Source organism: Aeromonas enteropelogenes, assembly GCF_000819845.1.
GTDB classification, from domain to species: domain Bacteria; phylum Pseudomonadota; class Gammaproteobacteria; order Enterobacterales; family Aeromonadaceae; genus Aeromonas; species Aeromonas enteropelogenes.
In genome coordinates this window covers 324,374-351,089 of sequence record NZ_CDCG01000037.1, presented here as the reverse complement: position 1 = coordinate 351,089, position 26,716 = coordinate 324,374, and the positions used below count along the sequence as shown (strand labels likewise).

Below are 26,716 nucleotides of genomic sequence, written 5' to 3'. Positions count from 1 at the left end.
ATAGGATCGGCTGGCCCCAACGTTTAGGTACCAGACCCATGTTTGAAGATAATAATCAGAAACGTCCTCTCTACATTCCCTACGCCGGTCCGGCCCTGCTGGAGACCCCGCTGCTCAACAAGGGCAGTGCCTTCACCAGCGAAGAGCGCAGCAACTTCAACCTCGAAGGACTGCTGCCCCACAACATCGAGACCATCGAGGAGCAGGCGGAGCGGGCCTACCGTCAGTTCATGGCGTTTGGCAACGACATGGACAAGCACATCTACCTGCGCAACATCCAGGATACCAACGAGACCCTGTTCTACCGTCTGCTGCACAACCACCTGACCGAGATGCTGCCGGTTATCTATACCCCGACCGTGGGCAAGGCGTGCGAGGAGTTCTCCAACATCTATCGCCGCGCGCGCGGTCTGTTCATCTCCTATCCGGACAAGGACAGGATCGATGACATGCTGCAAAACGCCACCAAGCAGAACGTCAAGGTGATCGTGGTCACCGATGGCGAGCGGATCCTGGGTCTGGGGGATCAGGGGATCGGCGGCATGGGCATTCCCATCGGCAAGCTCTCCCTCTACACCGCCTGTGGCGGTATCTCGCCGGCCTACTGCTTGCCGGTGGTGCTGGACGTGGGCACCAACAACCAGCAACTGCTCAACGATCCCTTCTACATGGGCTGGCGCAATCCGCGTATCTCGGGTGAAGAGTACGCCGAGTTCGTCGATGCCTTCATCCAGGCGGTCAAGCGCCGCTGGCCGGAGATCCTGCTGCAGTTCGAGGACTTTGCCCAGAACAACGCCATGCCGCTGCTCAACCGCTACAAGAACGAGCTGTGCTGTTTCAACGATGACATCCAGGGCACCGCCGCCGTGACCCTGGGCAGCCTCATCGCCGCCTGCAAGGCCTCCGGTGCCAAGCTCTCCGAGAAACGGGTTGCCTTCCTCGGCGCCGGCAGCGCCGGTTGTGGCATCGCCGAGCAGATCGTGGCCCAGATGAAGGCCGAGGGGCTGACGGATGCGCAGGCGCGCGGCCGGGTTTTCATGGTGGATCGCTTCGGCCTCATCACCGACAAGATCCCGAACCAGCTCGACTTCCAGCGTCGCCTCTCCCAGCCGGTGGAACGGATTGCCGACTGGCCGGTGGGGGACAACATCTCCCTGCTGGAGGTGATGGAGCACGGTCGTCCGGACATCCTGATCGGGGTCTCCGGCCAGCCGGGGCTGTTCACCGAAGAGGTGGTGAAGACCATGCACAAGCACTGTGCCCGTCCCATCATCTTCCCGCTCTCCAACCCCACCTCCCGGGTCGAGGCGACCCCGGCGGATCTGATCCGCTGGACCGATGGTCAGGCCCTGGTAGCGACCGGCAGCCCGTTTGCACCGGTGGAGTACAAGGGCAAGCGCTACGTCATCGCCCAGTGCAACAACTCCTTCATCTTCCCGGGGATTGGCCTTGGCGTCATCGCCTCCGGTGCGACCCGGGTGACCGATGCCATGCTGATGTCGGCCAGCCGCGCGTTGGCCGAGTGCTCGCCGCTGGTGAAAGGGGAAGAGGGGTCACTGCTGCCGGATCTGGCGGACATTCATGAGGTCTCCCGTTACATCGCCAAGATGGTAGCCAAGACCGCCATGCTGCAGGGCAAGGCGGTGCAGACCCCGGATGAGGTGATCGATCAGGCCATCGAGGCCAACTTCTGGCACCCCGAGTACCGTCGCTATCGCCGGACCTCCTTCTGATCCGGTCGTGCGAGTAAAACAAAAGGGATGCAGCAGCATCCCTTTTTTGTGCACCTCTGTCATCGTAATGGCCTCATGAAGCGGGACTACTCACCGACCTGCTGGGTACCGGTCACCCGGATCTCGACCCGGCGATCCGGGGCCAGGCAATCGATCAGCGCGGCTCTGGCCTTGATGCCATCACACTGGCTGCCAGTGACCGGGTTGCTCTCGCCGTTGCCCTGAATACTGACCTGATCTGCTGGCAACCCCTTGTTAATCAAAAAGTTGGCGACCGTCGTTGCGCGAGCCTCCGACAGGGTCTGGTTGCTGGCATCCGAGCCTATCCGGTCGGTATAGCCCATCACCATGGCACTGCCATCCTTGGGTTTAACGTCGACGATCTGCTGGTAGAGTGAATCGAGCGCCTGCATGCCTTCCGGTTTGAGGTCCGCCTTGCCAAAGGCAAACAGCACGTCCGAACTCAGGTTGAAGGTCTGATCCACCGGTTCGGGGGCGGGCGGCGGTACTGGCACCACCATGGGAGCGGGTTCAGGTTCGACCGTTTTGCTGCGGTTGGGATGGATCACCAGCTCCAGGGTGGCTGCACTGATGTCACTGACCCAGCGTTGGGTGCCGCTGCCGACCTTGTCGTTGTCCGAATCATCCCCGACCCGCACCATATAGCGGTAGCGCGCCTGAATATCGATCCAGTCGTGCACTCTGGCGGTCAGCCCGAGCCCGGCCAGCGGAGCCAGGCTGTCATCCCCTCCGTTGATGGAGTTGACGTGGTAGATATAGCCACCCCCTTCCGCAAACACCGAGAAGATATCGTTGAGAGGCAAGCGGCCGATGACGGAGAGGGTCGCCCCCTTGCTTTTGAAGTCCGTGCCATTGATATCCCAGTCACCGGTGGAGAGGTAACCGAGTTCGGCGCCCAGGTTCTCGTTGAAGTTGTAGCCCCCGAACAGGGAGAGTGCGGTCGCGTTCTTGTCGGCATCCTGGCTGAAGTCATCCAGATCGTGGGCGATGGCGACGCCGCCACCGATCCCGCCGTACCAGTCGTTGGCATGGGCCGCCGAGGGCAGTGTCACGGCCAGCGCCACCGCGAGCCAGACGGGTTTGAGTGTCTTGTTCATCTTGTATCCTCATTTGTTGTTATCTGGGGCTGCCTTCCAGTTTTCAGGTAGCTGCCGCTCTTAGTTATAGGTGATACCGACTGTTTAACCAGTCAGGCACTGCGAGGGGGAACACTCATGGGGCAATGGGTGGCCGGGAGTGGCCTAATGGCGCGCAAAAAAAGAGGGAGCCCTTGCGGGCCCCCTCGGCTTGTATGCATCGGGTTGCGAGATTATTCGGTCACTTGCTGTACGCCGGTGACGCGCACTTCTACGCGACGATCCGGGGACAGGCAGGAGATCAGCTCGGCCTTGCCCTTGACACCGTCACACTGGTTGCCGGTGACCGGGTTGGCTTCGCCACGGCCTTCGATGGAAACCTTGCCGGCCGGCAGGCCCTTGCCGACCAGGAAGTCGGCCACGGTACGGGCACGGGCTTCGGACAGTTTCAGGTTATAGGCGTCAGAGCCGATGCGGTCGGTGTAACCGACGACCACGGCGCTGCCATCTTTCGGCTGCACGTCGACGATGTCCTGATACAGGGTGTTCAGCGCTGCGGCACCTTCCGGCTTGAGGGTGGATTTGCCAAAGGCAAACAGCACGTCAGAGCTCAGGGCGAAGTTCTTGTCGACGACGACCGGCGCGACAGGCTCGGGCTCGGGAGCGGGAACCGGTGCAACGTAAGAGGTGCGGTTCGGGTGCAGAACCAGTTCCAGGGTCGCCACGCTCATGTCGGTTTCCCAGGTCTTCGGCTCGTCGCCCAGGTTCCACAGATAGCGGTAACGGGCCTGCACGTCGACCAGGTCGGAGAGCTTGGCGGTCAGACCGATGCCGGCCAGCGGCGCAGTGCCGTTGTCACTGTCGCCATTGCCATTGCCGCTGACGTGGTTGAAGTAGGCACCACCTTCCGCAAACAGGGAGAAGACATCACCCATGGGCAGACGAGCAATACCGGACAGGGTGGCACCCTGGGTCTTGAAGTCGGCGCCATCGATGCCGCCCTTGCCGGCATAGAGATAGCCAAGCTCGGCACCAAAGTTCTCGGTGAAGTTGTAGCCGCCGAACAGACTCAGGGCCGTGGCGTCCTTGTCTACATCCAGACCCTGAACATTGTTGTCCAGATCGTGGGCATAGGCCCAGCCTGCACCGATACCGGTATACCAGTCACCAGCGGCTTGGGCAGTGGTACCGGTGGCCGCGATTGCCAGCGCAATCAGAGTGGGAGCCATTTTGATTTTCATCATTTTATCCTCGTTGCGTGAGCCCCTTGAGGGCATTCTGTGCACTTGTTTTTATGGTGGCGAAAAAATTGCCAACAAGATGGATAGCAGATGGCTTCGGGACACTCATGATGCGTCTACATCATGGACAACAGGCCGGACAGAAGCGCTTTTTAGTGCTTATCCAATGCCTTAGAGGCTTAGCTACTTTATGCTTTTGAGGTAGTACAGGCAAGCTAAGAGTCAAATGTGACAGGGGGATGTCAGGAAGGAAGAGGGGATAAACAAATGGGGATGCTATTGCATCCCCATTTCGCACTTTATCTTGCGCAGTTCAGATTATTGCTGAACTTCTTGTACGCCAGATACGCGAATTATTGCTGAACTTCTTGTACGCCAGATACGCGAACTTCTACACGACGGTCCGGGGCCAGGCAGGAGATCAGCTGAGCCTTGGCTTTCACGCCGTCACACTTGGTGCCGGTAACCGGGTCAGCTTCGCCACGACCTTCGATGGCAACCTTGCTGGCAGCCATACCCTTGCTTACCAGGAAGTTGGCAACGGTGCGGGCACGGGCTTCGGACAGTTTCTGGTTGTAAGCGTCGGAACCGATACGGTCGGTGTAACCAACGACAACAGCGCTGCCATCTTTCGGCTGGAATTCAACGATTTGCTGGTACAGAGCGTCCAGAGCCTGAGCACCTTCCGGCTTCAGGGTGTCTTTGCCGAAGGCAAACAGCACGTCGGAGTTCAGGGCGAAGCTCTTCTCGACAACTTGCGGAGCCGGAGCTTCTTCAACAACCGGAGCCGGAGCCGGTGCTACGTAGGAAGTACGGAACGGGTGGTATACGGCTTCCAGGGTAGCCACGCTCTGGTTGGACTTGTAGTGGGTGCCTTCTACGTTCAGGTCAGCCACGTCCCACATGTAGCGGTAGCGAGCTTGCAGATCCAGGGCGTCGTTGACTTTGTAAGTCACACCGGCACCGGCCAGCGGGGATACTTTGGTATCGCTGATGCCCAGACCATCGGTGTGAGCCCAGTAGGCGCCGCCTTCAGCGAACAGGGAGAAGTCGTTGCCCAGCGGCAGACGAGCGATACCGGACAGGGTGGCACCCTGGTTCTCGTAGCGCAGACCTTCGGTGTTGCCACGGCCAGCGTACTGATAGCCCAGCTCGGTACCGAAGTATTCGTTGAAGTTGTAACCCACGAATGCGTTGGCAGCAGCCGCGTCTTCTTCACCGTTGTTCACGCCTTCGATCTTGTTCAGACCGTTGAAGTGAGCAGCACCGACACCGGCACCGAAGTAGATGTCGTCAGCAGCGTGAGCAGCAGTAGCACCCATGGCAGCCATGGCGATGGCGATCAGGGAAGGAGCCATTTTCATCATAAAAAAATCCTCGTTGAGAGCGCACGTTATTCACATGCTTCGCACTTTGTCATTTATGTAAGCTGCAGGCTCCGCCGAACGGCTGGCGTCGAGTCTGGCAGATGACCCGGCAGATTCCGGGTCGCACACTCTCCTGGTGTGTCGAGCAACTTGGTCGGGCACGCAAAGGTGAAAACCGCGACCAGGCAGCAGGTGTCATTCCGATGACGAGGCGCACTCTATGCCGTTTTTAAAACATGATCAAGCTCACAAATGCACCGGATACAAAATTATCAGGAAGGGATAACTGGCTGTTTATGCTGATTAATTAGTGATCCAGGTAGGCACGGTGCAGCTTTTTTTCCAGTCTCATATAGGCCTGAACCCAGTCGGAATGCGGGTTGGCCTGATTTTCCCTGGCGGCAAAAACGGCGAGATAATCGGCCTCTGTTGCGCTTTGTAACAGCGGAATGAAGCTCGTCAGAAAATGACGCGCCAGATAAGGGTCCAGTGGCCAGATGTTGAGAATGGCACGAGCCACCGGTTGGACCGCCGCCGGACAGATGAAATGAAGGTGACCTGCCTCCAGCCAGGTGGCCATGTCCGGCATGCCGGAGACGGGGACCAGGCCGCCATCGCCAGGGGTCACGGCCAGCCCGAGAACCTGACCGTTGCGGGTGAGCAGACGACCATGACTGTCCTGGCCACCATCGTGGCTACGCAGGGAAAGGGTCGGTTCATCCTGTTCCAGATAGAGGCTGCATTTGTCTGACAGCTGGGCCAGTACCTCGTTGGCATGATGCTGCAATGCCGAAGGGAGCCAGAAGGCTTCGGCGCGATACTGTTCACCCTGGGTCAGTTGTTGTTGCAGTTGGGATACGTTCGGGACGGTGTGCAGGCGGGAAATAATGCCGGGAAACGCCATACTAATTCCTCTTTATGGGTAGCTGGCGAATTATACGAGCAATTCTGTTGCCAACAATAAGGGTTTCTTTTCGAGACTGTTTACCTGAGGCGGCTGAGCGATTACCATCCCCGTTGATAGCAAGGGTTGTCGCCGAAAGGCGCTCATAAAGATAGAGACTCGACCATAACGAGTCCGTACAAAACTGATACACTTGACTACGAGTCGTCGCGAAAAATAAAAGGCGGAGTACATCCGCCAAACGGAGTATGGAACAATATGAATTCAAATATCGTCACTGTTGGCAAGAAGATCCGTCAGATCCGTGAAGCAGTCGGTTTGAGCCGTCCTAAATTTGCTGATTTGCTGGGTGTTCCCCCCACAACCCTGAAGAACTACGAGCTGGGTTATCGTGAAGTTGGTGGCGCCTTCCTGGTTGCCCTGGCTCACCACCCCGAGCTGCACAAGTTCACCCTCTGGCTGCTGGCTGACAAAAAAGTCGCCGAAATCGGCCAGATCGGACCGGACGACCTCGCCAAGGCGTGAGTGTCACTGTGACAGAAAATGCCGCCATCGGGCGGCATTTTTTTGTCTGGAAAACAGGACTGATAACCGGATGTAGCGCAAATCGTGCTCCAGATAGCGCTTTCCCCTGAAAAATATTGGCAAGCAATTACAAACCTCAGAAACTTCCTACCCTTTAATCCGCTACCCCGCATGATGCGACAGAGAGTGAGACAATAATGAGTCAAACCACCCCCAAGGCCAGAGACGGCTTTACCAGCAAATTCGGCGTGCTGGCCGCGACCCTAGGCTCCGCCGTCGGTCTCGGCAATATCTGGAAATTCCCCTACCTGACCGGTGAAAATGGTGGCGCCGGTTTTCTACTGGTGTATGTGATCGCCACCCTGCTGGTGGGGCTGCCGGTGATGATCTCCGAGATCATGCTGGGTCGCAAAGGCAAGTCAGATGCGGTCAGCACCCTGACCAAACTGGCCCCCAAGGGGCAATCCTGGTGGCTGATCGCGGCCATGGGCGTGCTGGCCGCCTTCCTTATCATGTCGTTCTACTCCGAAGTGGCGGCCTGGGTCTTTGCCTACATCTTCAAGGCGATCGACGGCTCCATCCTCTCGACCAACCCGGAAGTCACCGGCGCTGCGTTCACGGCGCTCATCACCAATCCGCTGCAGAGTCTGCTGTGGCAGTGGCTGGTGCTGATCCTGATGGGGGGCATACTGCTGATGGGGGTCTCCAAGGGGATTGAGGCGGTGACCAAGAAGCTGATGCCGGTGCTTTTCATCCTGTTGCTGGTGATCGGCATTCGCAGCCTGACTCTGCCGGGGGCGAGCGAAGGGCTCTCCTTCCTGTTCTCTCCGGACTTTTCCAAGATCACCGGTGCCGTGGTGCTGACCGCCATGGGGCTGGCCTTCTTCAAGCTCTCCATCGGCATGGGCACCATGATGACCTATGGCAGCTACTTTCGGGCGGATCAGAACATCCCCGCGACCGCGTTTCGGGTGATGTGCGCCGATCTGTTCGTCTCCATGTTGGCCGGCATCGCCATCTTCCCGGCGGTGTTTGCCTTCGGTTTCGAGCCGACCGCCGGTCCCTCCCTGCTGTTCATCACCATACCGGCAGTCTTTGCCAGCATCCCGTTTGGCCACGTCTTCATGGTGCTCTTCTTCGTGCTCTCCGCCATTGCGGCCACCGGTGCCATGCTCTCCATCCTGGAGGTGCCGGTCTCGGTGCTCTCCGAGCGCTTTGGCATGAGCCGCCGCCGGGCTACCCTGATCAACCTGTTGGTGCTGGGGGCGGTGGGTTCCACCTGTGCGCTCTCCAACAGCACCATGGCGGACGTGCAGATCGCCGGCAAGACCTTCTTCGATCTGTTCGACTACCTCTCCTCCAACGTCTTGATGCCGCTGGGTGGCATCTTCCTCTGCCTGTTCGTCGGCTGGGTGTGGGGCGAGGAGCGGATGAGAGAGGCACTGACCAATGGTGGCGAGCTGGCGTTGCCCATCCTCAAGCCGCTTTTCTTTATCATCCGTTACGTATCGCCGTTGCTGATCCTGATCGTGATGCTCAAGGGGCTGGGACTCTTCTAGGTTTCGCTGAGCCGAATAGCAAAAGAGCGCCGCAAGGCGCTCTTTCTGTTTTGCTTGTGTGTTGGAGGATGATCAGAGCACCCCGAGTCGCCCCAGTTCGTCCTTGAGCTGATCCAGGCTGCGCTCGACGCAGGCCTCCCCTTCGTTGATGGCATCGACGGCGCGATGAAAATCCATGATGGAGAAGCTGCCAAGGCGAGGGCAGAGCTGGATCTCCGGCGGATCCCCCGCCATCCGGGCCCGGGTGATGCGCTCTTGCATGATGTTGATGGAGCCTGTCATCACGCTCCACATGCCCGGGGTGGCGGGTGTGCTCTCGCCCCGGTTGAGCCACTGGCTGAGCAGGCCGCCGTTGCTGACCTGATCCGGCTGGTCGGTCCAGGGTTGGTGCATGTCGGTGTTGAGGTTGACCGCGATCACCACCTCGGCCCCCATGGCGCGCGCCAGGGAGATGGGCACGGGGTTGACCACGGCGCCATCCACCAGCCAGTGATCGTTGACCCGGGTCGGGGTCAGGATCCCCGGCATGCCGCAGGAGGCGCGGACCGCCTGGCGCAGCGATCCCTGCTGCAGCCAGACCTCGCGGCCGGTATCGAGTTCGGTGGCGACGCAGGCGAAGGGGAGGGGAAGGTCTTCCAGATCCGGGTTACCCAGGTAGTTGGCGGCGATGCCAAACACCTTCTCGCCGCGAAACAGGCCGCCTGAGAGGGCGGGGTCGAGCAGGCTCACCACCTGCAGCCGGGTAAAGTCGCGCACCCATGCTTCCAGTCGATCCAGCTCGCCGGCGGCGTAGGCGCCCCCCACAAAGCTGCCGATGGAGCAACCTGCGATGAGATCCGGCTTGATACCGAGGCGTTCAAGGGCACGGATGACGCCGATATGGGCCCATCCTCTGGCGGCTCCGCTCCCCAGCGCGAGCCCTATGCGGGGTTTTCTTGGCACGACTTTCCTCCTGAAAGGGGTTGGAACATCAGCTTACCCCGTGTGTTCGCAGGCGTCACTCTGCCATCTTTCACTGCGGTTGCGGCCATTGGCCTTGGCCTGATAGAGCGCCACATCGGCGCGGCGCACGGCCTCGTGGTGGGGGATATCCTCGCAACAGGCGTGGTGGCCCAGGCTGATGGTGACGGCAAGACCGGGAGCGATGGCGCCCCAGTCATGCCCGGCGACGACGGCGCGCAGGCGCTCGGCCACCTCGGCGAGCAGGGCACCGTCGCTTTGGGCGATCAGCACCAGAAACTCCTCGCCGCCCCAACGGATCAGGCAGTCCTCGCGCCTGAGCTGCCCCTGGCACAGTCGCACCAGGCGGATCAGCACGGCATCACCGACACCATGGCCGAAGGTGTCGTTGACCCGTTTGAAGTGATCCGCATCGAACATCAGAAAACCGGTCTGCTGCGCCGGCGTCAGGGTGTTTTGCTGCTCCAGCTGCGCCAGGTAATGACGGTTGAAGGCCCCGGTCAGATTGTCGTGGCAAGAGAGGTAGTTGAGTCGCTGGTTGAGCCGCCTGGCCCTGAGATTGGAGAGCGCCGCCAGCAGCATGAAGAGGATGGCCAGCAGGGTGGGGCCCGACTGGCAGATCATGGCCAGCAGCAGGGGACAGAGGGAAATGGTGTGGATCAGGCGCAAGGGGGTGTCCGGAATGGCCAGGATCAGGCGCAAGGTGCCCTGCTGCCAAAGATAGGTAGAGGAGGGTGTCAGATCGGCGGGCGCGACCGCGTTTGCCGCGCTGCTGGCCAGCACCTGGCGATACTGGTTGACCAGCATGTAATCCCCGAGTTCCGGGATCAGCTCGTCAAGCTGCTGATGCAAGCGCGAGAGCTGGATATCCATGCTGAGCATCCCCACCAGATGCCCCTCCTGATAGAGAGGGCGTGACAATGTGATGAGCTGGCCTGTCCCTGCGAGGTCGTTGAACGGGCGCGAGATAATGGTGCCCCGCTCCGGGTTATGGGCTGCCAGGGCATCCTGCCAATAGGTGCTCTGGTAGAGCGAGGGAGAGAAGCGAAACCGGCTGGAGGGGACCCAGGGATAGAGGTAGATAAAGTGGTCCACTCCGGTGAAGTAGACCCAGGCTATCTCATTGTCAAACTCCCGGCTCGCGGTGGAAAGCAGGGGCGAGAGACTCAGGGCCAGATGCAGTCTGGCTTCCCGTTTGCTCCCCGTTGGTGGCAAGGGACCTGCGCCGGTCAGGTTGCCTACCAGCTTCCGGGGCAACTCGAGTGGTCGATGGTCAAGCGCCAACCCCAGGCCCGGCAAGGCTTCGATATGGTGATAGAGCTGGTGGGTCAGGGCTGACTGGGGTGTGCTGCGCAGCCGCTCCTCGGCCTGGCCGTGCATCGCCTCCAGAAACACCTGGCTCTGCCTGAATTGATCCCGCAGATGGATGGCACTGTTGAGGGTGTCGCTCTGGTAGACATCCTCTATCTGCCTGAGCGACTGGCGCAGAGCCAGGATGATGAGCAATGCGGCCAGCGCCAGCAACGGCCAGGTGAAAGGGGAGAAGAAGCGGCGATCAAACAACGTCGATAGGAACAAGGTGTCCACACCTGTTGGTAATGGAGAGCCTCCATTTTATGCCAATCTGTTGAGGAATTAATCATTTAATCACCAACACGATGATCTTCCTCCCTTTTTGTTACGTTTTGTCACATTTGCTCATAGTCACGGCATAGTCAGGGGCTAAAATGGCCCCTATCCGGAATATCTTTCCTTCTACTCTCCATGGATCGTTCGATGAAAATGCGTATCTGGCTCAGCCTGGGACTTCTTTGTGTCGTGGTGGCCGCCGTCTGGGCGTATCGCCACAGTGAGCCTGCCGCCAAGGCACCCGCCAGACAAATCAATATCCGTACCCAGACCGTGACCCAGAGTCTGGCGGAGCCGACCCTCAAGCTGGTGGGCAAGCTCACCGCCAACCGTTCCGTCATCATCAGCCCGGAGGTCACGGGCCGCATCGTCAACATAGCGGTGCAGTCAGGCCAGACGGTGGCCAGGGGCGAGACCCTGATCGCGCTGGACTCGGGCAAGCAGCAGGCGGAACTGGCCGAGCAGAGCGCGAGCCTGCGCGACGAGACCCGCAAACTGAATGAGATGCGCAAGCTGGTGGCCCGCGGCGCCGTGACCCAGTCCGAGCTGGAGGGGCAGCAGGCCGCCGTCGATCAGGCGAAGGCGCGGCTCGATGCCGCACGTTACGAGCTATCCCTTCGTACCCTGCAGGCCCCGTTTGCGGGCCGGGTGAGTCTTATCGATCTCAGCGAAGGGGCTCTGGTCAACAGCGGCGACAACCTGCTTCATCTGGATGAAGTGGACAAGCTGCGCCTCGATCTGGCGGTGCCGGAGCGCTATCTCTCCCTGCTGCACCCCGGCATGGCGGTGACTGCCACCAGCAGCGCCTGGCCGGATCAGCACTTTGCCGGCACCCTCACCACCCTGGACAGCCGGGTTTCCAACGACAGCCAGAACATCAAGGCGCGGGTGATGATCCCCAACGCCAATGGCCAGCTGCGTCCCGGCATGCTGCTCAATGTGGTGCTGGCCCTGCCGGCCCGCCAGCTGACCCTGATCCCCGCCCAGTCGGTGGAGTACGTGGGGGAGCAGCGCTTCGTCTATCGTCTCGAGGCCGATGGCCGGGTCAAGCGGATACCCGTGGTGCTGGGTGAAACCGAAGGGGAGACCGTCTGGGTCACCGAGGGGCTCGAGGTCGGCGATCGCATCGTGGTCGAAGGGTTGGTCAACCTGCGCGATGGGGTGCTGGTGCACGATCTGGCGGAGGTCAATGGCTGATGTGGCTCTCGGATATTTCGGTCCGCCGCCCGCTGGTGGCGGTCGTGCTCAGCGCGTTGCTCACCGTGTTCGGTCTGGTGGCGTTTTCCAAATTGACGGTGCGGGAGATGCCGGACGTGCAGACTCCGTCCGTCTCCATTACCACCACCTATGAGGGGGCTGCCCCCTCGGTGATGGAGAGTCAGGTCACCAAGCCCATCGAGGATCAGCTCTCCGGCATCAGCGGCATCAAGAACATCAACTCGGTGACCCGCAAGGGGCGCTCCATGATCACCGTCGAGTTCAAGCTCGGCTGGAACATGGTGGAGGGGATCTCGGACGTGCGCGATGCCCTCTCCCGCGCCCGGCCGCGACTGCCCGATGAGGTAGACGAGCCCCTGGTGACCAAGGACAGCGGCAACGGCGACGTGGCGGTCTGGCTCAACTTCAGCAGCAGCCAGATGGACCGCACCGCCATGACCGACTACGCCAACCGGATCCTGGTCGATCCCTTGAGCCTGGTGGACGGGGTGAGCGAGGTGATGCTCTCCGGCGATCTCACTCAGGTGATGTATGTACGGCTGCGCCCCGCCGACATGGCGGCCCGCGGCATCACGGTGGCGGACGTGGAGGATGCCCTCAAGCGGGAAAACATAGAGCTGCCCGGCGGGGAAATTCGCAACAACAGCATGACCATGTCGGTGCAGATCGCCCGTCTCTACCACAGCGCCGAGGATTTCCAGAACTTGCAGATCACCACCGCCAGCAACGGCCAGAGCATCTATCTGGCGGACATCGCCGATGTGGAGGTGGGGGCCAAGAACGAAGACAGTGCCTATCAGCGCAATGGCCGCGAGAGTCTGGGGATCGGCATAGTCGCGCAATCCACCGCCAACCCGCTGGCGGTGGCGCAAGGCATAGAGAAAAAGCTCGGCGAAATGCAGCGCTTTTTGCCGGAGGGGGCCGTGCTTGAGGTGGACTATGACTCCACCATCTTCATCAAGCAGGCTATCGACGAGGTGTACGAGACCCTGGCCATCTGCGCCGTGCTGGTGGTGGCCGTGCTCTATCTCTTCCTCGGCCAGGGGCGCACCACTCTCATTCCGGCGGTGACTGTGCCTGTGTCGCTCATCTCGGCCTTTATCGGCGCCTGGTATTTCGGGTTTTCCATCAACCTCATCACCTTGCTGGCCCTCATTCTCGCCATCGGTCTGGTGGTGGATGACGCCATCGTGGTGGTGGAGAACATCCACCACCATCTGCAGCGTGGGGAATCTCCCTTGCTGGCCGCCTGGCACGGTACCCGCGAGGTGGGCTTTGCAGTCATCGCCACCACCGCCGTGCTGGTGATGGTGTTTGTGCCCATTGCCTTTATGGATGGCATGGTGGGCAGGCTTTTTACCGAGTTTGCCATCCTCTTGTCGCTCGCCGTGCTCTGCTCCTCCCTGGTGGCGCTTACCCTGACCCCGGCCATGGGCTCCTGGCTGATGCGCCCGCTGGACAGGCCCAACGCCCTGACCGCGGCCCTCGATCGCGGCCTCGGCTGGGTGGAGGGGCACTATCGCACCCTGCTTGGCGCCGTGCTGCGCCGCTCCCGCTGGACGCCGCTGGTGCTGCTGCTCTGCCTTGGCGGCATCGGCGCCCTGTTCCAGCAGCTGCCCACCAGCCTGACCCCGACCGAAGACAGGGGCGTGGTTTATGTGTTCGTCAAGGGGGCAGAGGGGACCAGTATCGAGCGGATGAAGCGCAACATGCAGCAGGTGGAGGCCGCCATCATGCCCATGTTGGGCAAGGGGCTGGTGCAGGCCATGAGCTTCAGCACCCCGGCTTTTGGTCGTGGCGGCGATCAGACCGGCATGGTGATCATCCAGCTCGCCGACTGGGCCGAGCGGGACATCACCGCCACCGAGTTCTCCCGCTCCCTGGGGGGCAAGCTGGCGGGCATTCCCGACGTGATGATCCGCACCTTCCAGCCGGGTTTTCGCGGCGGTTCCACCGCGCCGGTGCAGTTCGTGCTGCAGGGCAACGACTATGACGAGCTCTACCAGCAGGGGCTGGCGCTGCAACAGGCCGCCCAGGGCAGCGGCCTGATGCTGACGCCGGATCTTGACTACGCCGAGAAGACCCCGGAACTTCGCGTGACTATAGATCGCGACAGCGCCAGCCAGCTCGGCATTCCGGTCTCCACCGTGGCGAGCACCTTGCAGGCCTTGCTGGGCGGAGTGAGCAAGACCACCTATGTGGACAGGGGCGAGGAGTATGACGTCTACCTGCGGGGCAACCAGCAGGAGTTCAACGGCGTCTCGGATCTTGGCCGCATCTATCTCAAGGCCGCGAACGGCGAGATGGTGAGCCTCTCGACCCTGGCCACCGTCAAGCAGGTGGCCACCGCCAACCGTCTCAACCACTACCAGCGACAAAAGGCGATCACCCTGACTGCGGACGTGCACCCGGATCACACCCTGGGGGAGGCTCTCGACTTTCTCGATGGCTGGGCCAACACTCACTTGCCCACCGGCATGACGGTGGATTACGCCGGCGACTCCAAGGATTATCGCGACAATCAGGGGGAGATGGCGCTGGTGTTCGGCCTCGCCCTGCTGGTGGTCTATCTGGTGCTGGTGGCCCAGTTCGAGAGCACCCTGACCCCGGCGGTGGTGATGATGACGGTGCCGCTTGGCATCTTCGGCGGGTTGCTGGGGCTCTGGCTGACGGGGCAGGAGATGAGCATCTATAGCCAGATCGGCATGATCATGCTGATCGGCATGGTGACCAAGAACGGTATCCTCATCGTCGAGTTCATCAACCAGTTGCGCCAGCGCGGTGAGTCGTTCGAGCAGGCGATCATCGCAGGCTCGGTGCGCCGCCTGCGCCCCATCCTGATGACCTCGCTTACCGCCATTATCGGCGCCGTGCCGCTGATGCTCTCCATGGGGGCGGGCTACGAGAGCCGGATGGCGGTGGGGACCGTGGTCTTCTTCGGCCTCTCTCTGGCGACTCTGGTCACCCTGCTGGTGGTGCCTGCCATCTACCACCTGATCGCCCGCCACGCCGGCATGACGGGGGCGCGGGATCGCCAGGTGGACGAGGCGCTCAGTTTGAACCAGACCAAGGGCGAGCAGCCGCCACTGCCTTAAGTGGCAGTCCATGTCATCCAATAGCAAAAGGGCGCCTGCGGGCGCCCTTGTCGTTTCACATGCCTATGTACAGGTAGTGCTGACGCGCCACTTGTATTCGGGCGAGAGAGGCGGCCGCCCCCTTATCCCGCGCGACTTATGGGGGCAAAAAGCCATCGCTCCCCTTGGCTGCAATCGGTATAATGCGCGACCCGAATTGTTCCAGGTGGTTAAAATGCAGCCGGTACCCAACCTTTTCTCCTATCCCCGCTACTGGGCCGAGTGCTATGGCACGGCGCCCTTCCTGCCCATGTCCCGCAAAGAGATGGACAAGCTGGGCTGGGACAGCTGCGACGTCATCCTGGTAACCGGCGATGCCTACGTGGATCACCCGAGCTTCGGCATGGCGGTGATTGGCCGCATGCTTGAATCCCAGGGCTTTCGGGTCGGCATCATCGCCCAGCCGGACTGGTCATCGAAAGATGACTTTATGCGTCTGGGCAAGCCCAACCTCTTCTTCGGGGTGACGGCGGGCAACATGGACTCCATGATCAACCGCTACACCTCCGATAAAAAGCTGCGCCACGACGACGCCTACACCCCGGGGGATGTGGGCGGCAAGCGCCCCGACCGCGCCACCCTGGTCTATACCCAGCGCTGCAAGGAGGCCTTCAAGGAGGTCCCGGTGGTCATCGGCGGCATCGAGGCGTCCCTGCGCCGCATCGCTCACTACGACTACTGGTCCGAGACCATCCGCCGCTCCATCCTGCTCGATGCCAAGGCCGATATCCTGATTTACGGCAACGCCGAGCGCCCCCTGGTGGAGGTGGCCCACCGCATAGCAGGCGGCGAGACCATCGAGACCATGCAGGACATTCGCGGCACCGCCGTTATTCGCCGCGAACCGCTGCCGGGCTGGCGCGGGGTGGATTCCAGCAAGCTCGACCAGATTGGCCGCATCGACCCCATCCCCAATCCCTATATGGAAGGGGCTCCCTGCAGCGACGACGAGGGCACAGCGCCAAGTGAACAAGAGGCCAAGCCCATCCTGGTGCAGCCGCCAAAGCAAAAGCCGTGGGAGAAGACCTACGTCAAGTTGCCGGCGTTCGAGCGGGTGAAAGAGGACAAGGTGCTCTACGCCCATGCGTCGCGCATCCTGCACCACGAGACCAACCCGGGCTGCGCCCGTGCGCTCTCCCAGGCCCATGGCGATCGCATCGTCTGGGTCAACCCGCCCGCCTTCCCGCTCGAAACCGACGAGATGGATGGCGTATTCGGCCTACCCTACCAGCGGGTGCCGCACCCGGCCTATGGCAACGCGAAGATCCCGGCCTTCGACATGATCAAGACCTCGGTCAACATCATGCGTGGCTGCTTCGGCGGTTGCTCCTTCTGCTCCATCACCGAGCACGAGGGGCGCATCATCCAGAGCCGCTCGGAAGAGTCGATCCTGAAAGAAATCGAAGATATCCGCGACAAGGTGCCGGGCTTTACCGGCGTCATCTCGGATCTCGGCGGCCCCACCGCCAACATGTACAAGCTGCGTTGCAAGAGCCCCAAGGCCGAGCAGACCTGTCGGCGCGCCTCCTGTGTCTGGCCCACCATCTGCCCGCACATGGACACCGACCACAGCCCGACCATCAACCTCTACCGCAAGGCGCGCGACCTCAAGGGCATCAAGAAGATCCTGATCGCCTCCGGGGTGCGTTACGACATCGCGGTGGAAGATCCCCGCTATATCAAGGAGCTGGCCAAGTACCACGTGGGCGGCTACCTCAAGATCGCGCCGGAACACACCGAGGAGGGCCCGCTCTCCAAGATGATGAAGCCGGGCATGGGCAGCTACTACCAGTTCAAGGAGCTGTTCGACAAATACTCGAAAGAGGCGGGCAAGCAGCAGTACCTGATCCCCTACTTTATCTCGGCCCACCCGGGCACCACGGATGAAGACATGATCAACCTGGCGCTCTGGGTCAAGGAGAACCGCTTCAAGCTCGATCAGGTGCAAAACTTCTACCCGTCGCCGCTGGCCAACGCCACCACCATGTATTACACGGAGAAAAACCCGCTAAACAAGGTGAGCCGCGAGGGGGGCGATGTGTTCGTCGCCAAGGGCGAGCGTCGCCGCCGCCTGCACAAGGCGCTGCTGCGCTATCACGATCCGGCTGGCTGGCCGATGATCCGCGAAGCCCTGCTCGCCATGGGCAAGGGTCACCTGATTGGCAACGGCCCCGGCTGTCTGGTGCCGCCGGAAGGTCGCAACGAGCGTGCAGCCTCAGGTAAAGGGATGAAACCGGCCCTGACTCGCCATAGCAACATTGCCCATCAGCGTGGCAATGGCGCAGGCAACAAGGCAACGGGCGGCAAACCGGTGGGTTCCCAGCTGCAGAAAGGGGCGGCTAACGGCAAACCGGCCGCACAGGGCGAAGGCAAGAATGCTGGCCAGAATGCGGGTAAGAGCAAACCTGCTGGAAAACCCGCCCACAAGGGTAAAACCCCGACTCGCGCTGGCTCCGCCAAGCCGGGTGCCAAACCCGCAGCTCAAGGTGGCAAGCCTGCGGCTAAAGGCAATGGTGCCAAGCGACCGGTGCGGTGAGGTTTCCTGATTGGCAAACGATAGAAATAAAAAAGGCGACCAGAAGGTCGCCTTTTTAAGAAAGTAATAATGGATAAACATACATTTAATATACTAGTGATATTGTCACTATATTAATAAGAGTAATAAAAATAGAGATAAGGAGGGATTTTATATTCCTTCCCATCATAGACTAGTGTGTCGACTCGCCGGTCTGTTTCAAACTCCTCATTAATGCACTCCACGCTTCCTCCATTAAATTTCTCGGTCGACTTGGTGTTACTGGATATACTAGTCAGAAGAATATCCTTGTAACCGGATGATGAGTCATTTTTTCGGACATGAAGCAATGATTTTCTGACGGCATATTCAGCGCTGCACATCTGATTACTTTTGCCAAGCCGATGGTGGGAGTCAACAATCAACCCTTTCATAACCAAGGCAAGAGACCCATTATCTTTCGGCTGGAACAGGTTCAAGGTAGTAGCAAGACGGCGCTTTGTATCCCAGTTAATTCTTAAGCCAAACGCAAGATGTGAAGGGTTCAACTGATATGGTGCGGTATCAATAAACATATCACCATCGGAATAATCCTCATGTTCGAGGAGGTCGTGACGCACCGTTCTATATTTGATGCTCATATCATTACTATCAATGACTGCAACATCCAGACTGGAGTACATCATTTGACCATGGGCTCGCAATGGAATCGCGATGATCACCATATTGTCATGCGCAGGCCATGTTTTACACGTATAATTCTGTGTTAATCCCTGATACTTCTTTCCATCATGTACTATCTCGACATGATCATTGTAGTTTGCTGCAGCCAGAAGTGACTTCATGTACTGTAAACATGGGTCGGCAGATGCATTGGCACTAACCAAAATAAAAAATGAAAATAACAACCTAGATATCATATCTCTTACCATTTGACCTATCGAAAAATATAACGCTCATACAACATATACCACTATTTTTACTTTCATTATCCTAGCTAGATCAGCTTCATGGCAGTACACAACATTTATATCTTAAACGCTATGAAATAATGAAACCTGGGTAAATGGACATCCAACTTTTTGCTGCTGCGCTACCACGATCCGGCTGGCTGGCCGATGATCCACGAAGCCCTGCTGGAGATGGGCAAGGGCCACCTGATCGGCAACGGCCCCGGCTGTCTGGTGCCGCCGGAAGGCCGCAATGAGCACTCCGCCTCAGGTAAAGGGATGAAACTGGCCCTGACTCGCCATAGCAACATTGTTTACCAGCGCGGTAATGGGGCTGGCAATAAAGGTGTTGGCAGTCAGAGCCATGGTGCGGCTGCCAACAAGAGCGGAAAAGGTAATGGCAAGCCTGCGGTAAAAGGGAACTGTGCCAAGCGACCGGCTTGGTGATTCCCCTCGTTTTGAGAAGATCTAGAAACAACAAAGGCGACCATCTGGTCGCTCTTGTTTTACTTACTTACTTCTTTGATTGCTTGAGTTACAGGTGTAGAGAGAATTTCAACAACAGATTTCTGATTTGAAATGTCATTATCGGAAGATGCATATCCAGTTGATTGAGGTGAAAATATACAGGAGGCAGCTTGAAGAAGAACTGCATCACGAATTCCATCATTACCAGATGCTTCACCTAGGGCGGAATGAGTCATCAGAGCATTTTGTCTATGTTTATTGATAATGGCGTTATGTTTATGATTTAAAAAATTTTTCGCCGATAAAAAAAGCATATAAGCCATGACAGAGAAAATTAAGAATTTACTTATGGATAGTTGAATTGCATCATAAGTACTCTCTGGTTTTAAGAAAGGTATCTTATGTATAAAAAGAGAGAAAAAAGCAAATAGACCCAAAGCAATTGATAGTTTAACTGAATATCCTTGCCATTTTTTTGCCTCATATAAGTGTAGGTTGTATTCTGCATTAAAGTGAGACGCTTGTTTTGTTACGCCTTCTTCTGCTGCAACTCGTCTAATTTCATTTAATACATCACTGGCATCTTTCTCATGTCTAGATAATTTATTAGCAATTTTCTCTGACTTGTCTTCAATAGCTTGAAGGGTAGCGCGCGCATCAGAATCCAAACGTTGAAAATCAGCCGATCGATGTAAAGAATATGATATGTATGGATGCAGAGCTTGAAAGGCTGGTTGATATGCATTCTTTAAAGAGGATATTAAAGAAGTTCTGGCGCTAGTTGGGCTTTGTTATTCCAAATCAAAATCTAATATCTGTGAAAATATTTTGAAATGGCTATTGGAATTATCTCTAATTTTAGTTAACCCGTCATCAGGAAAATCTTGTAGTGCTGTGGTTGAAAGCCTATTGTAAAGGTCTATTAATAATTTGGCATATGAGATAGCTTCAGAAAAATTGAGTTTTTGTCCTAGTTCTGATTCTCTTGCTAAAGAATTAGGATCAAAGTTTTGAATGCGAGTTAATGACTGCATAGTCTCATTATAAATGGATTCAGTTCCTACAAACATATGTTATCCCCAGTATTTTATTAGGCCATTTTTAGGCGTTACGTAAAATAAGCCAAGTTATGGTAATTTAAGTTTTAGTCGCATGAAGTTAATTTTTTGTGGATGTTAAAATATATTTCCTTCTAAATGAAATGTATTTTGTAAAACTAGTTCTTATGATTGCCTTGCCATTTGGTGAAAAGCCAACATGACCAATTATAATCACATCGGAACCATCCAATTCTGAAACTGTATTTAATTTAAAGTTTTTTATAAGCTGCCCTGTTAATTCTGGTGTAAACATTATGCTCGGTTCTTTGCGGTAGTCACCATAGTTGAGCCATAAAACGCCTCTTTGGTCAATGTTGAGGTTGTTTATCGTACCCCAAAAAATACATAGTCTACCTATATGATTTTTAGTTACCTCTTCAATTTTGACTAAATTATCTTGTAGCGTACCATTTAAAATCACTCGTCCAGAATCAGCGACAATACTGATGTCTTGTCCTTTCTCTGCGTAATTTTTATTGCGACATAAATTTGTCAATATTTGTTTGAGAGACTTATTTATAGGAAAGCCAGATATATTTCCTAATGCTTTTTTTGGCCTATGTGTTTGCCATTCAGATTCAATGTCATCATGTTTTTCGTTAGCTTGAGATATATAAATAGATGAGCTGATGTTTTTATCTAAATCAACTCTAATATTTGAGTTGTTTTTACTTTCATCAGATTCAATTTCGTCATCATCATCTGAGCCTATCTCAATAGTGGAGGCTTTGCACTCTTCTTTGTGGTGAGCCGCAAAGCAAGCTACACGTTCAAATTTTTCTGTTGTGTAGCTTTTTATATACCAAGCTTTTCTATTGCACTCTAAGCAATAGATTAGCCCCCTATATTTATCTGATTCTTTCTCATAATCTAATGTTGTGCAAACAGTGTTATCCTCTATATATAAGCATTTTAACATATGGAATATCCTTAAACTTTAAAATTTTATTTATGAGGAGATTATGAGAGAGATTAAAAATCTTATATGTTGGGCTAAAAATCGTAGGTCTGGGCAGAACGAAGTGAAGCTCAACGTTTACAGCGAAAATAGATCTTTAATTTTGATGCGTTGATCAATTCCATCCACGATTGTCCCGTTTTGGTGGGGCGATAATTCTCGTCTGTTGGGCTTCGCTACGCTCTGCGCCAACCTACAAAAAACACGCTACCGCCCGTGGATTACAGCTTCCAAAGTGCTCAATTAATCAGCAGGGCAGTTACCCATTACTGATTAATAGGCACCGTATGGGAATGTTAACCATGCGAGGCTGCTGATGCGAGCACAAATTTGATATAACTATCAGAAAAGCCTCCTTTTTTGAGCTGCATCATCAAAGTTCTTGGGGCAGGCGATAAAGGCAGCCAGGCGGAGGCAGTTTTGCTATCTTGCCGGCCGATTAACAGGGGGAGGCCTGATGGCGTCCCCGAGCGCATCGCAGCCATTTTTTCCGGCATAGCTCCGGCATAACGCTGGCAAAAAACGACATAGAACCGATACGGCACAGGCACAGGAGTAGTGAGATGGCAGTAAAAAGCAAATCCAGAAGCGAGAAGATCGGTAGCGGGCTTGGGCTGGTGTTCGGGATCATCGGCTTCAATATGCTGGTGCCCGTGTTGTTCGGGCCGCAGGCCGGGTTTGAGCTGGTTCCGATGATCCTGGCCATGGTCAGTGCCGTGGTTGGCTCCGAACTGGGGGCCATGATCGGCAAGCGGATCGATGCCCGTAAGCAGGCGAAGCCATAAGCCATCACCACAGAGCAAATAGTCAGGGCGACAGAAGTCGCCCTGATTATTTATGGTTATCGCGCTACCCGCGCCTTGGGCACAGGCGCTGGCTTATACCCTCAGTGGCAAGGGCGTGCTACCTTGCCCACCACAGTGTTGATGACAAGGAGTTGCAATGCGCATTGCCCTGATTGGTCTTGGCGATATCGCCCAGAAAGCCTATCTGCCGCTGCTCGCGAGCGACGAGCGGATCACCCCGCTGCTCTGCACCCGCAATCCGGTTGTATTGGAGAAGCTGGCCCGCCAGTACCGGGTCGCCGAGTGCTTTACCGAGGTGACGGCCATGCTGGCCAGTCGCCCCGATGGGGTGATGATCCATGCCGCCACCGCCGTGCATAGCGAGATTGCCGAGCAGTGCCTGCGCGCCGGCATCCCCACCTTTGTCGACAAACCCTTGTGCGACAACCTGGCTGACGCCGAGGGGCTAGCTAATCTGGCCATCGCGCAAAACTGTGCGTTGTTTACCGGTTTTAACCGCCGCTATCTGCCGGCCATGGCGCCTACCCGCGCCCAGCCGCTCACCGAACTCAACTGGCAGAAACACAGATTTGTTCTGCCCGGGCGAGCACGGGATTTTCTGTTCGACGACTTTATCCATGTGCTCGACGGCCTCTGCTTCTATGGCGGCGTGCCGGACGGGGAGCTACATGCCGTGCTAAGGCGCAGCCCAACCGATGCCAGCCAGCTGGCCGGGGTGAGCGTGGCCTGGCAAAGCGGCGATCGCGCCATCAGCGGCAGCATGAACCGCAGCGCCGGCATCACCGAGGAGCGTATCGACGCTTACGGCGACAACTGGTCGCTTCATCTGGAAAACTGCACCCGCGGCATCGTCGCCCGCGACAAGACGGCGCAGGCGCTGGTGCCAAATGACTGGCAGCCGGTGCTGGTCCAGCGGGGCTTTGCCGCCATGCTGGAACACTGGTATCAGCAAATTGAGAAGGGCCGTGCCGATGGCGAGCTGATCGCCTCCTACCTGCACGGCCACCGGCTGGCGGAGCAGCTGGTCGCCCTGGCGGGGGAGTAACCATCCCTCAATCCGGTGCAAATGACGGTGTCGTTCATACTTGGGCTGCCTGCGGGCAGCTTTTTTATTGGGCGCCAGGCGGCCTATCACCACGCAATGAAAGGGAGAGAAGGGATGAAAGGGATCTGTGCACTGATGGCGGCGCTGCTGGCCGCCCCGCTCTGGGCCGCCAGTCTGACCTATCAGGTCGCCGGAAGCGACTTTGAAGGCTACCAGACCAGGGGGCGCGACGGGGGGCCGATTATTTTGCTGATCCACGACTGGGACGGGCTCACCGATTACGAGATAAAGCGCAGCAAGATGCTGGGCAAGCTCGGTTACAACGTCTTCGCGGTCGATCTGTTTGGCAAGGGCGTCAGGCCCGCAACGATAGAGGCGCGCCGTGAGGCGACCGGGGCCCTCTATCAGGATCGCGCCCGCATGCGCCAATTGCTGGAAGGTGGACTCACGGCGGCCAGGCAGGCGCTGGGGGAGGGGCCCGTGGTGGTGCTGGGTTACTGCTTTGGCGGTGCCGCGGCCCTTGAGATGGCGCGAAGCGGCAGCCCGCTTGCCGGGGTGGTGAGCGTACATGGCGGTCTGGCCACGCCGCCGGATCAGGATTACGGCAAGACCCGGGCCGCGTTGCTTATCCTGCATGGCTCGGCGGATGCGTCCGTCTCGCTGCAGGAGTTTGCGAGCCTGGCCGAGCAGCTGGAAAAGGCGGGCGTGCGCCACGAGATGACCAGCTACAGCGGGGCTCCCCACGCTTTTAGCGTGTTTGGCGGAGAGCGCTATCACCAGGAGGCAGATGCCAAATCCTGGCAGCGGCTGATCGGCTGGCTGGCAGAGGTGACGGGGCGCGCCGGTTGAGATGAAAACAGGCGGCAGGGTTGCCCCTGCCGCCTGTCGCTATTCCCCGGGCCGCCGTCGTGGGGCCTGCACATCAGGGGATCAGATGCATTTTACCGGCTTGGGCAGGCCGCCAATCTTGGTTGCCTGCTTGGCGGGCCCTTCCGGGAACAGTTTGTAGAGGTAGCGGCTGTTGCCCTTCTCGGGGCCGTACTGTTTTTCCATCGCCTTGACCAGCGCGCGGATGGCCGGGGAGGTGTTGAACTCCAGATAGAAGGCGCGCACGAAGCGCACCACTTCCCAGTGCGGCTCCTCCAGCACGATTCCCTCCTGCGCAGCCAACACCAGCGCCAGTTCCTCGCTCCAGTCGTTGCTGTTGAGCAGGTAGCCCTTGGCATCGGTCTCGATGAGTTGGCCGTTGAATTCCAGCTGATGTTTGTCGGCAGACATGAGGGCTCCTCGCTAATGGGGCTATCGGGATTGGGCGGGCATGGTAGCGCCTTGATCCCCGGTGAGCAACCGGCTCTCGTTGGCAAGGTTAAGCAGCTGATCCGCCAGCTCGCTGATGAGGTTGAGTTGCTGGGTCAGCATCAGCTGCTCCTCGCTGCACTCCTGCGCTTCATCCGGGGTGATCAGCAGGCGCTGGCCGCCAAGGGAGCTGGAAGGAGTACCCGCCAGATGACCCGCCGCCTGCTCCAGGGTGTGGCAGATATGGTGGCGCATCTCGTCGAGCCCGCTGATGGCCTCCAGCTTGTCGCGATGAGCCCCGAGCGCCGAGATGTAGGAGAGCAGGGCGTGGTTGCGCCAGGTGAGGGTAAAGCAGAGATCGAGGAAGCGGCGGCGCTTTTGCGGCTCCACCAGCATGCTCTGCCAGGCGGTGGCCAGTTCGCTGTCCGCGAGATGGGCGCTCTTGCGCGCCACCCGGTAGTCGATGGATTCATCCCGCTGCGGCTTGAGGCTGGCCAGCACCGCCGATAGGTAGCGGGCATTGGCTGACAGCGAGTTGGCAATCAGGGTCGGCAGGCGCTTGTATTGCCAGTCCGGCCAGAGCCAGGCCACCAGGGCGTAGGCGATAAGGCAGCCGAGCAGGGTATCGAGCAGGCGCGGCCCCAGGATGGCAAAACCGATGCCGTCCAGCAGGTTGAATGCCATCAGCACATAGAGGGTGATAAAGCAGACGGCGGCGCTGTAGTTGTTGCGCACCTGGGTGAAAAACAGAAAAGCTGCGAGCCCCATCACCACCAGCTGGACGTGCAGCTCGGGGAAGAGCCAGAGCACCGGGATCCCCACCAGAATACCGGCGAAGGTGCCGAGCATCCGCTGCACCAGCCGGCGGCGGGTGGCGCTGTAGCTCGGCTGGCAGACAAACAGCACGGTGAGCAAAATCCAGTAGCCCTTGTCCATGTCAAAGGCTTGCAGTATGCCGTAGCCGATCACCAGCCCCAGCGAGAGTCGCAGGGCATGGCGAAACACCATGGAGTGCAGGGTGAAGTGCTGTTTGAGCTGGGCCAGAAATGGCAGGCGAGGGGGGGTTGCCAGCGGCGGCAGGCTCTGGGGGGCCTGATCCGGGTTTTGCAGCCCCTCGGCGCTGCCCAGCAGCTGGTTGATGCTGGCCAGGTTGCGGCGCAAAAACTTCATCGGCGTCAGCAGGGTTTTCGGGTAGTGCTGCTTGAGGTGGGTGAATTCCAGCTGATCGCCAAGGGCCTCCAGGGTCCAGTGGATGCGCTTGTTGTGGGCATAGGGCTTGTGCACCAGGATGGCGTAGCCGAGCCGCTGGCACGCCTCCGAGAGCTGCAAAAAGACCTCCTGAAAACCGTCCAGCACTATCCCCTGCTTGAGCTCGGCTTCCAGCCGGCTGTAGGGATAGTGGCTGGAGGTGGCCCGCTCGTGAATCTCCAGCGCCAGCAGGTAGAGGCGCAGCAGGCTGGCGAGCTCGGGGCTTGCCGGATGGCGCGGGGAAAGGCGCGCATTGAGGGCCGACTTGGTGAGGTTGAGCGCACTCACCAGATTGATGTTGAGCTGGGCCAGATTGTGGCGAATGGCCTGGGCGCCGTGCTCGTCCGCCGGGAAGAAGCGGGATTTTTCCAGCAAGTAGCGGCCGAGGGCGAAGTAGCTCTGGGCCAGCTGCTCGTGCAGTGTCTTGTAGGGCAGCAGCCAGAGCCAGAGCAGCGACACCAGGCCGTACCAGAGGGCGCCGGCGCCGAGCGCCAGCGGCTGGTAGAAGAGGCTCGGTGCATGGGCGGCCCCCAGCATGGTGTAGATGGCAATCAGCAGGGTGCCGAAGCTGATGGTGGCGTAGCGGGCACCGAGCGCCCCCACCATCACGAAGATAAAGGTGGAGCTCGCCAGCCCGATGGCAAACAGCCAAGGGGTGGGGTAGAGGTACTGCACGCACAATGAGGCAAACAGGAAGCAGAGCAGGGTCATCCCCAAATTCTTCACCCGGCCCCACAGGCTGTCGTCGGTTTCGGCGATGGCCCCCGCCACTACCCCGAGGGAGAGCAGCACGGTGAGCTGGATATCGCCGGTCGCCAGGGTGAAGGCGAGCAGACCGAGGATGGCCAGCAACACCTTGAGGGCGAAGTAGATATGGCTGTCGGTCAACAGGCGGCGCAGCAGGCCGGAAAAGTCCATCGGCATGGAAGTGAGAACAACCCTTTAACGAAACGAGTGCGGGAT

The 26,716-nt window shown here is 58.2% G+C and carries 21 protein-coding genes and 1 pseudogene; 10 read left to right on the top strand and 12 right to left on the bottom strand.

Annotated elements, in window-relative coordinates:
- Window positions 1–38 precede the first annotated feature (38 nt).
- The gene (locus BN1123_RS14385) at window positions 39–1,733 is read left to right on the top strand and encodes an NAD-dependent malic enzyme (RefSeq protein ID WP_042027788.1); all 1,695 of its coding nucleotides are present in this window, start codon (window positions 39–41) and stop codon (window positions 1,731–1,733) included.
- A gap of 86 nt (window positions 1,734–1,819) precedes the next feature.
- Here BN1123_RS14385 and BN1123_RS14380 read toward each other — a convergent pair whose 3' ends face one another.
- From BN1123_RS14380 to BN1123_RS14365, 4 genes are all read right to left on the bottom strand, one after another.
- A complete protein-coding gene (locus tag BN1123_RS14380; RefSeq protein WP_042027787.1) occupies window positions 1,820–2,851 on the bottom strand; it encodes an OmpA family protein in 1,032 nt (343 codons plus the stop codon).
- Window positions 2,852–3,063: 212 nt separating this feature from the next.
- Window positions 3,064–4,071: a porin OmpA gene (ompA, locus tag BN1123_RS14375; protein ID WP_042027786.1), complete on the bottom strand. Its 1,008-nt coding sequence runs from the start codon at window positions 4,069–4,071 to the stop codon at window positions 3,064–3,066.
- Window positions 4,072–4,424: 353 nt separating this feature from the next.
- Window positions 4,425–5,438: a porin OmpA gene (ompA, locus tag BN1123_RS14370; RefSeq protein WP_042027784.1), complete on the bottom strand. Its 1,014-nt coding sequence runs from the start codon at window positions 5,436–5,438 to the stop codon at window positions 4,425–4,427.
- Window positions 5,439–5,745: 307 nt separating this feature from the next.
- A complete protein-coding gene (locus BN1123_RS14365) occupies window positions 5,746–6,342 on the bottom strand; it encodes a hypothetical protein (protein WP_042027783.1) in 597 nt (198 codons plus the stop codon).
- 258 nt (window positions 6,343–6,600) lie between these two features.
- On the opposite strand from BN1123_RS14365, the gene BN1123_RS14360 reads away from it, so the two are divergent.
- The gene (locus BN1123_RS14360; RefSeq protein ID WP_026456659.1) at window positions 6,601–6,867 is read left to right on the top strand and encodes a helix-turn-helix domain-containing protein; all 267 of its coding nucleotides are present in this window, start codon (window positions 6,601–6,603) and stop codon (window positions 6,865–6,867) included.
- 197 nt (window positions 6,868–7,064) lie between these two features.
- Window positions 7,065–8,426 carry a sodium-dependent transporter gene (locus BN1123_RS14355; protein WP_042027782.1) on the top strand — a complete coding sequence of 454 codons (1,362 nt, stop codon included), beginning with the start codon at window positions 7,065–7,067 and terminating at the stop codon, window positions 8,424–8,426.
- Window positions 8,427–8,498: 72 nt separating this feature from the next.
- On the opposite strand, the gene rssA is transcribed toward BN1123_RS14355, so the two are convergent.
- A complete protein-coding gene (gene rssA, locus BN1123_RS14350) occupies window positions 8,499–9,368 on the bottom strand; it encodes a patatin-like phospholipase RssA (RefSeq protein WP_042027780.1) in 870 nt (289 codons plus the stop codon).
- Between the two features lie 33 nt (window positions 9,369–9,401).
- Window positions 9,402–10,964, bottom strand: a complete 1,563-nt coding sequence (locus BN1123_RS14345; RefSeq protein WP_156130615.1) for a sensor domain-containing diguanylate cyclase — start codon at window positions 10,962–10,964, stop codon at window positions 9,402–9,404.
- Between the two features lie 198 nt (window positions 10,965–11,162).
- Here BN1123_RS14345 and BN1123_RS14340 point away from each other — a divergent pair, with 198 nt between their 5' ends.
- The 3 genes from BN1123_RS14340 (at window position 11,163) to BN1123_RS14330 (ending at window position 17,903) form a co-directional block, all read left to right on the top strand.
- Window positions 11,163–12,212: an efflux RND transporter periplasmic adaptor subunit gene (locus BN1123_RS14340; protein ID WP_042027778.1), complete on the top strand. Its 1,050-nt coding sequence runs from the start codon at window positions 11,163–11,165 to the stop codon at window positions 12,210–12,212.
- On the top strand, window positions 12,212–15,328 hold the full coding sequence (locus tag BN1123_RS14335; protein WP_042027777.1) for an efflux RND transporter permease subunit: 3,117 nt from the start codon (window positions 12,212–12,214) through the stop codon (window positions 15,326–15,328). The genes BN1123_RS14340 and BN1123_RS14335 overlap by 1 nt, the downstream gene beginning before the upstream one ends.
- Window positions 15,329–15,542: 214 nt before the next feature.
- Window positions 15,543–17,903 carry a YgiQ family radical SAM protein gene (locus tag BN1123_RS14330; protein ID WP_042027776.1) on the top strand — a complete coding sequence of 787 codons (2,361 nt, stop codon included), beginning with the start codon at window positions 15,543–15,545 and terminating at the stop codon, window positions 17,901–17,903.
- Window positions 17,904–18,016: 113 nt separating this feature from the next.
- On the opposite strand, the gene BN1123_RS14325 is transcribed toward BN1123_RS14330, so the two are convergent.
- Window positions 18,017–18,727: a PA3715 family protein gene (locus BN1123_RS14325; protein WP_156130612.1), complete on the bottom strand. Its 711-nt coding sequence runs from the start codon at window positions 18,725–18,727 to the stop codon at window positions 18,017–18,019.
- Window positions 18,728–18,967: 240 nt separating this feature from the next.
- On the opposite strand from BN1123_RS14325, the pseudogene BN1123_RS14320 reads away from it, so the two are divergent.
- Window positions 18,968–19,279: pseudogene (locus tag BN1123_RS14320) on the top strand (DUF3362 domain-containing protein); the annotation flags it as partial.
- 59 nt (window positions 19,280–19,338) lie between these two features.
- Here BN1123_RS14320 and BN1123_RS21485 read toward each other — a convergent pair.
- The 3 genes from BN1123_RS21485 to BN1123_RS21000 form a co-directional block, all read right to left on the bottom strand.
- Complete coding sequence (locus tag BN1123_RS21485; protein ID WP_156130610.1) at window positions 19,339–19,968, bottom strand: hypothetical protein; 630 nt, start codon at window positions 19,966–19,968, stop codon at window positions 19,339–19,341.
- Between the two features lie 123 nt (window positions 19,969–20,091).
- On the bottom strand, window positions 20,092–20,370 hold the full coding sequence (locus tag BN1123_RS21480) for a hypothetical protein (protein ID WP_156130608.1): 279 nt from the start codon (window positions 20,368–20,370) through the stop codon (window positions 20,092–20,094).
- An 88-nt stretch (window positions 20,371–20,458) separates the two neighbouring features.
- Complete coding sequence (locus BN1123_RS21000; RefSeq protein ID WP_082037550.1) at window positions 20,459–21,319, bottom strand: hypothetical protein; 861 nt, start codon at window positions 21,317–21,319, stop codon at window positions 20,459–20,461.
- A 602-nt stretch (window positions 21,320–21,921) separates the two neighbouring features.
- Here BN1123_RS21000 and BN1123_RS14310 point away from each other — a divergent pair.
- The 3 genes from BN1123_RS14310 to BN1123_RS14300 all read left to right on the top strand — a co-directional run bounded on the left by BN1123_RS14310 (window position 21,922) and on the right by BN1123_RS14300 (window position 24,058).
- Entirely contained in the window at window positions 21,922–22,143 is a 222-nt protein-coding gene (locus BN1123_RS14310) for a hypothetical protein (protein WP_026458329.1), read from the top strand.
- A 157-nt stretch (window positions 22,144–22,300) separates the two neighbouring features.
- Complete coding sequence (locus BN1123_RS14305) at window positions 22,301–23,209, top strand: Gfo/Idh/MocA family protein (protein ID WP_042027770.1); 909 nt, start codon at window positions 22,301–22,303, stop codon at window positions 23,207–23,209.
- 114 nt (window positions 23,210–23,323) lie between these two features.
- Window positions 23,324–24,058 (top strand): dienelactone hydrolase family protein, encoded by a 735-nt coding sequence (locus tag BN1123_RS14300; RefSeq protein ID WP_042027768.1) that lies wholly within the window; start codon window positions 23,324–23,326, stop codon window positions 24,056–24,058.
- A gap of 81 nt (window positions 24,059–24,139) precedes the next feature.
- Here BN1123_RS14300 and BN1123_RS14295 read toward each other — a convergent pair whose 3' ends face one another.
- Together BN1123_RS14295 and yccS are read right to left on the bottom strand one after the other, a co-directional pair.
- Window positions 24,140–24,487 (bottom strand): TusE/DsrC/DsvC family sulfur relay protein, encoded by a 348-nt coding sequence (locus tag BN1123_RS14295; protein ID WP_042027767.1) that lies wholly within the window; start codon window positions 24,485–24,487, stop codon window positions 24,140–24,142.
- Between the two features lie 21 nt (window positions 24,488–24,508).
- Window positions 24,509–26,677: a YccS family putative transporter gene (yccS, locus tag BN1123_RS14290; protein ID WP_042027766.1), complete on the bottom strand. Its 2,169-nt coding sequence runs from the start codon at window positions 26,675–26,677 to the stop codon at window positions 24,509–24,511.
- Window positions 26,678–26,716 lie beyond the last annotated feature (39 nt).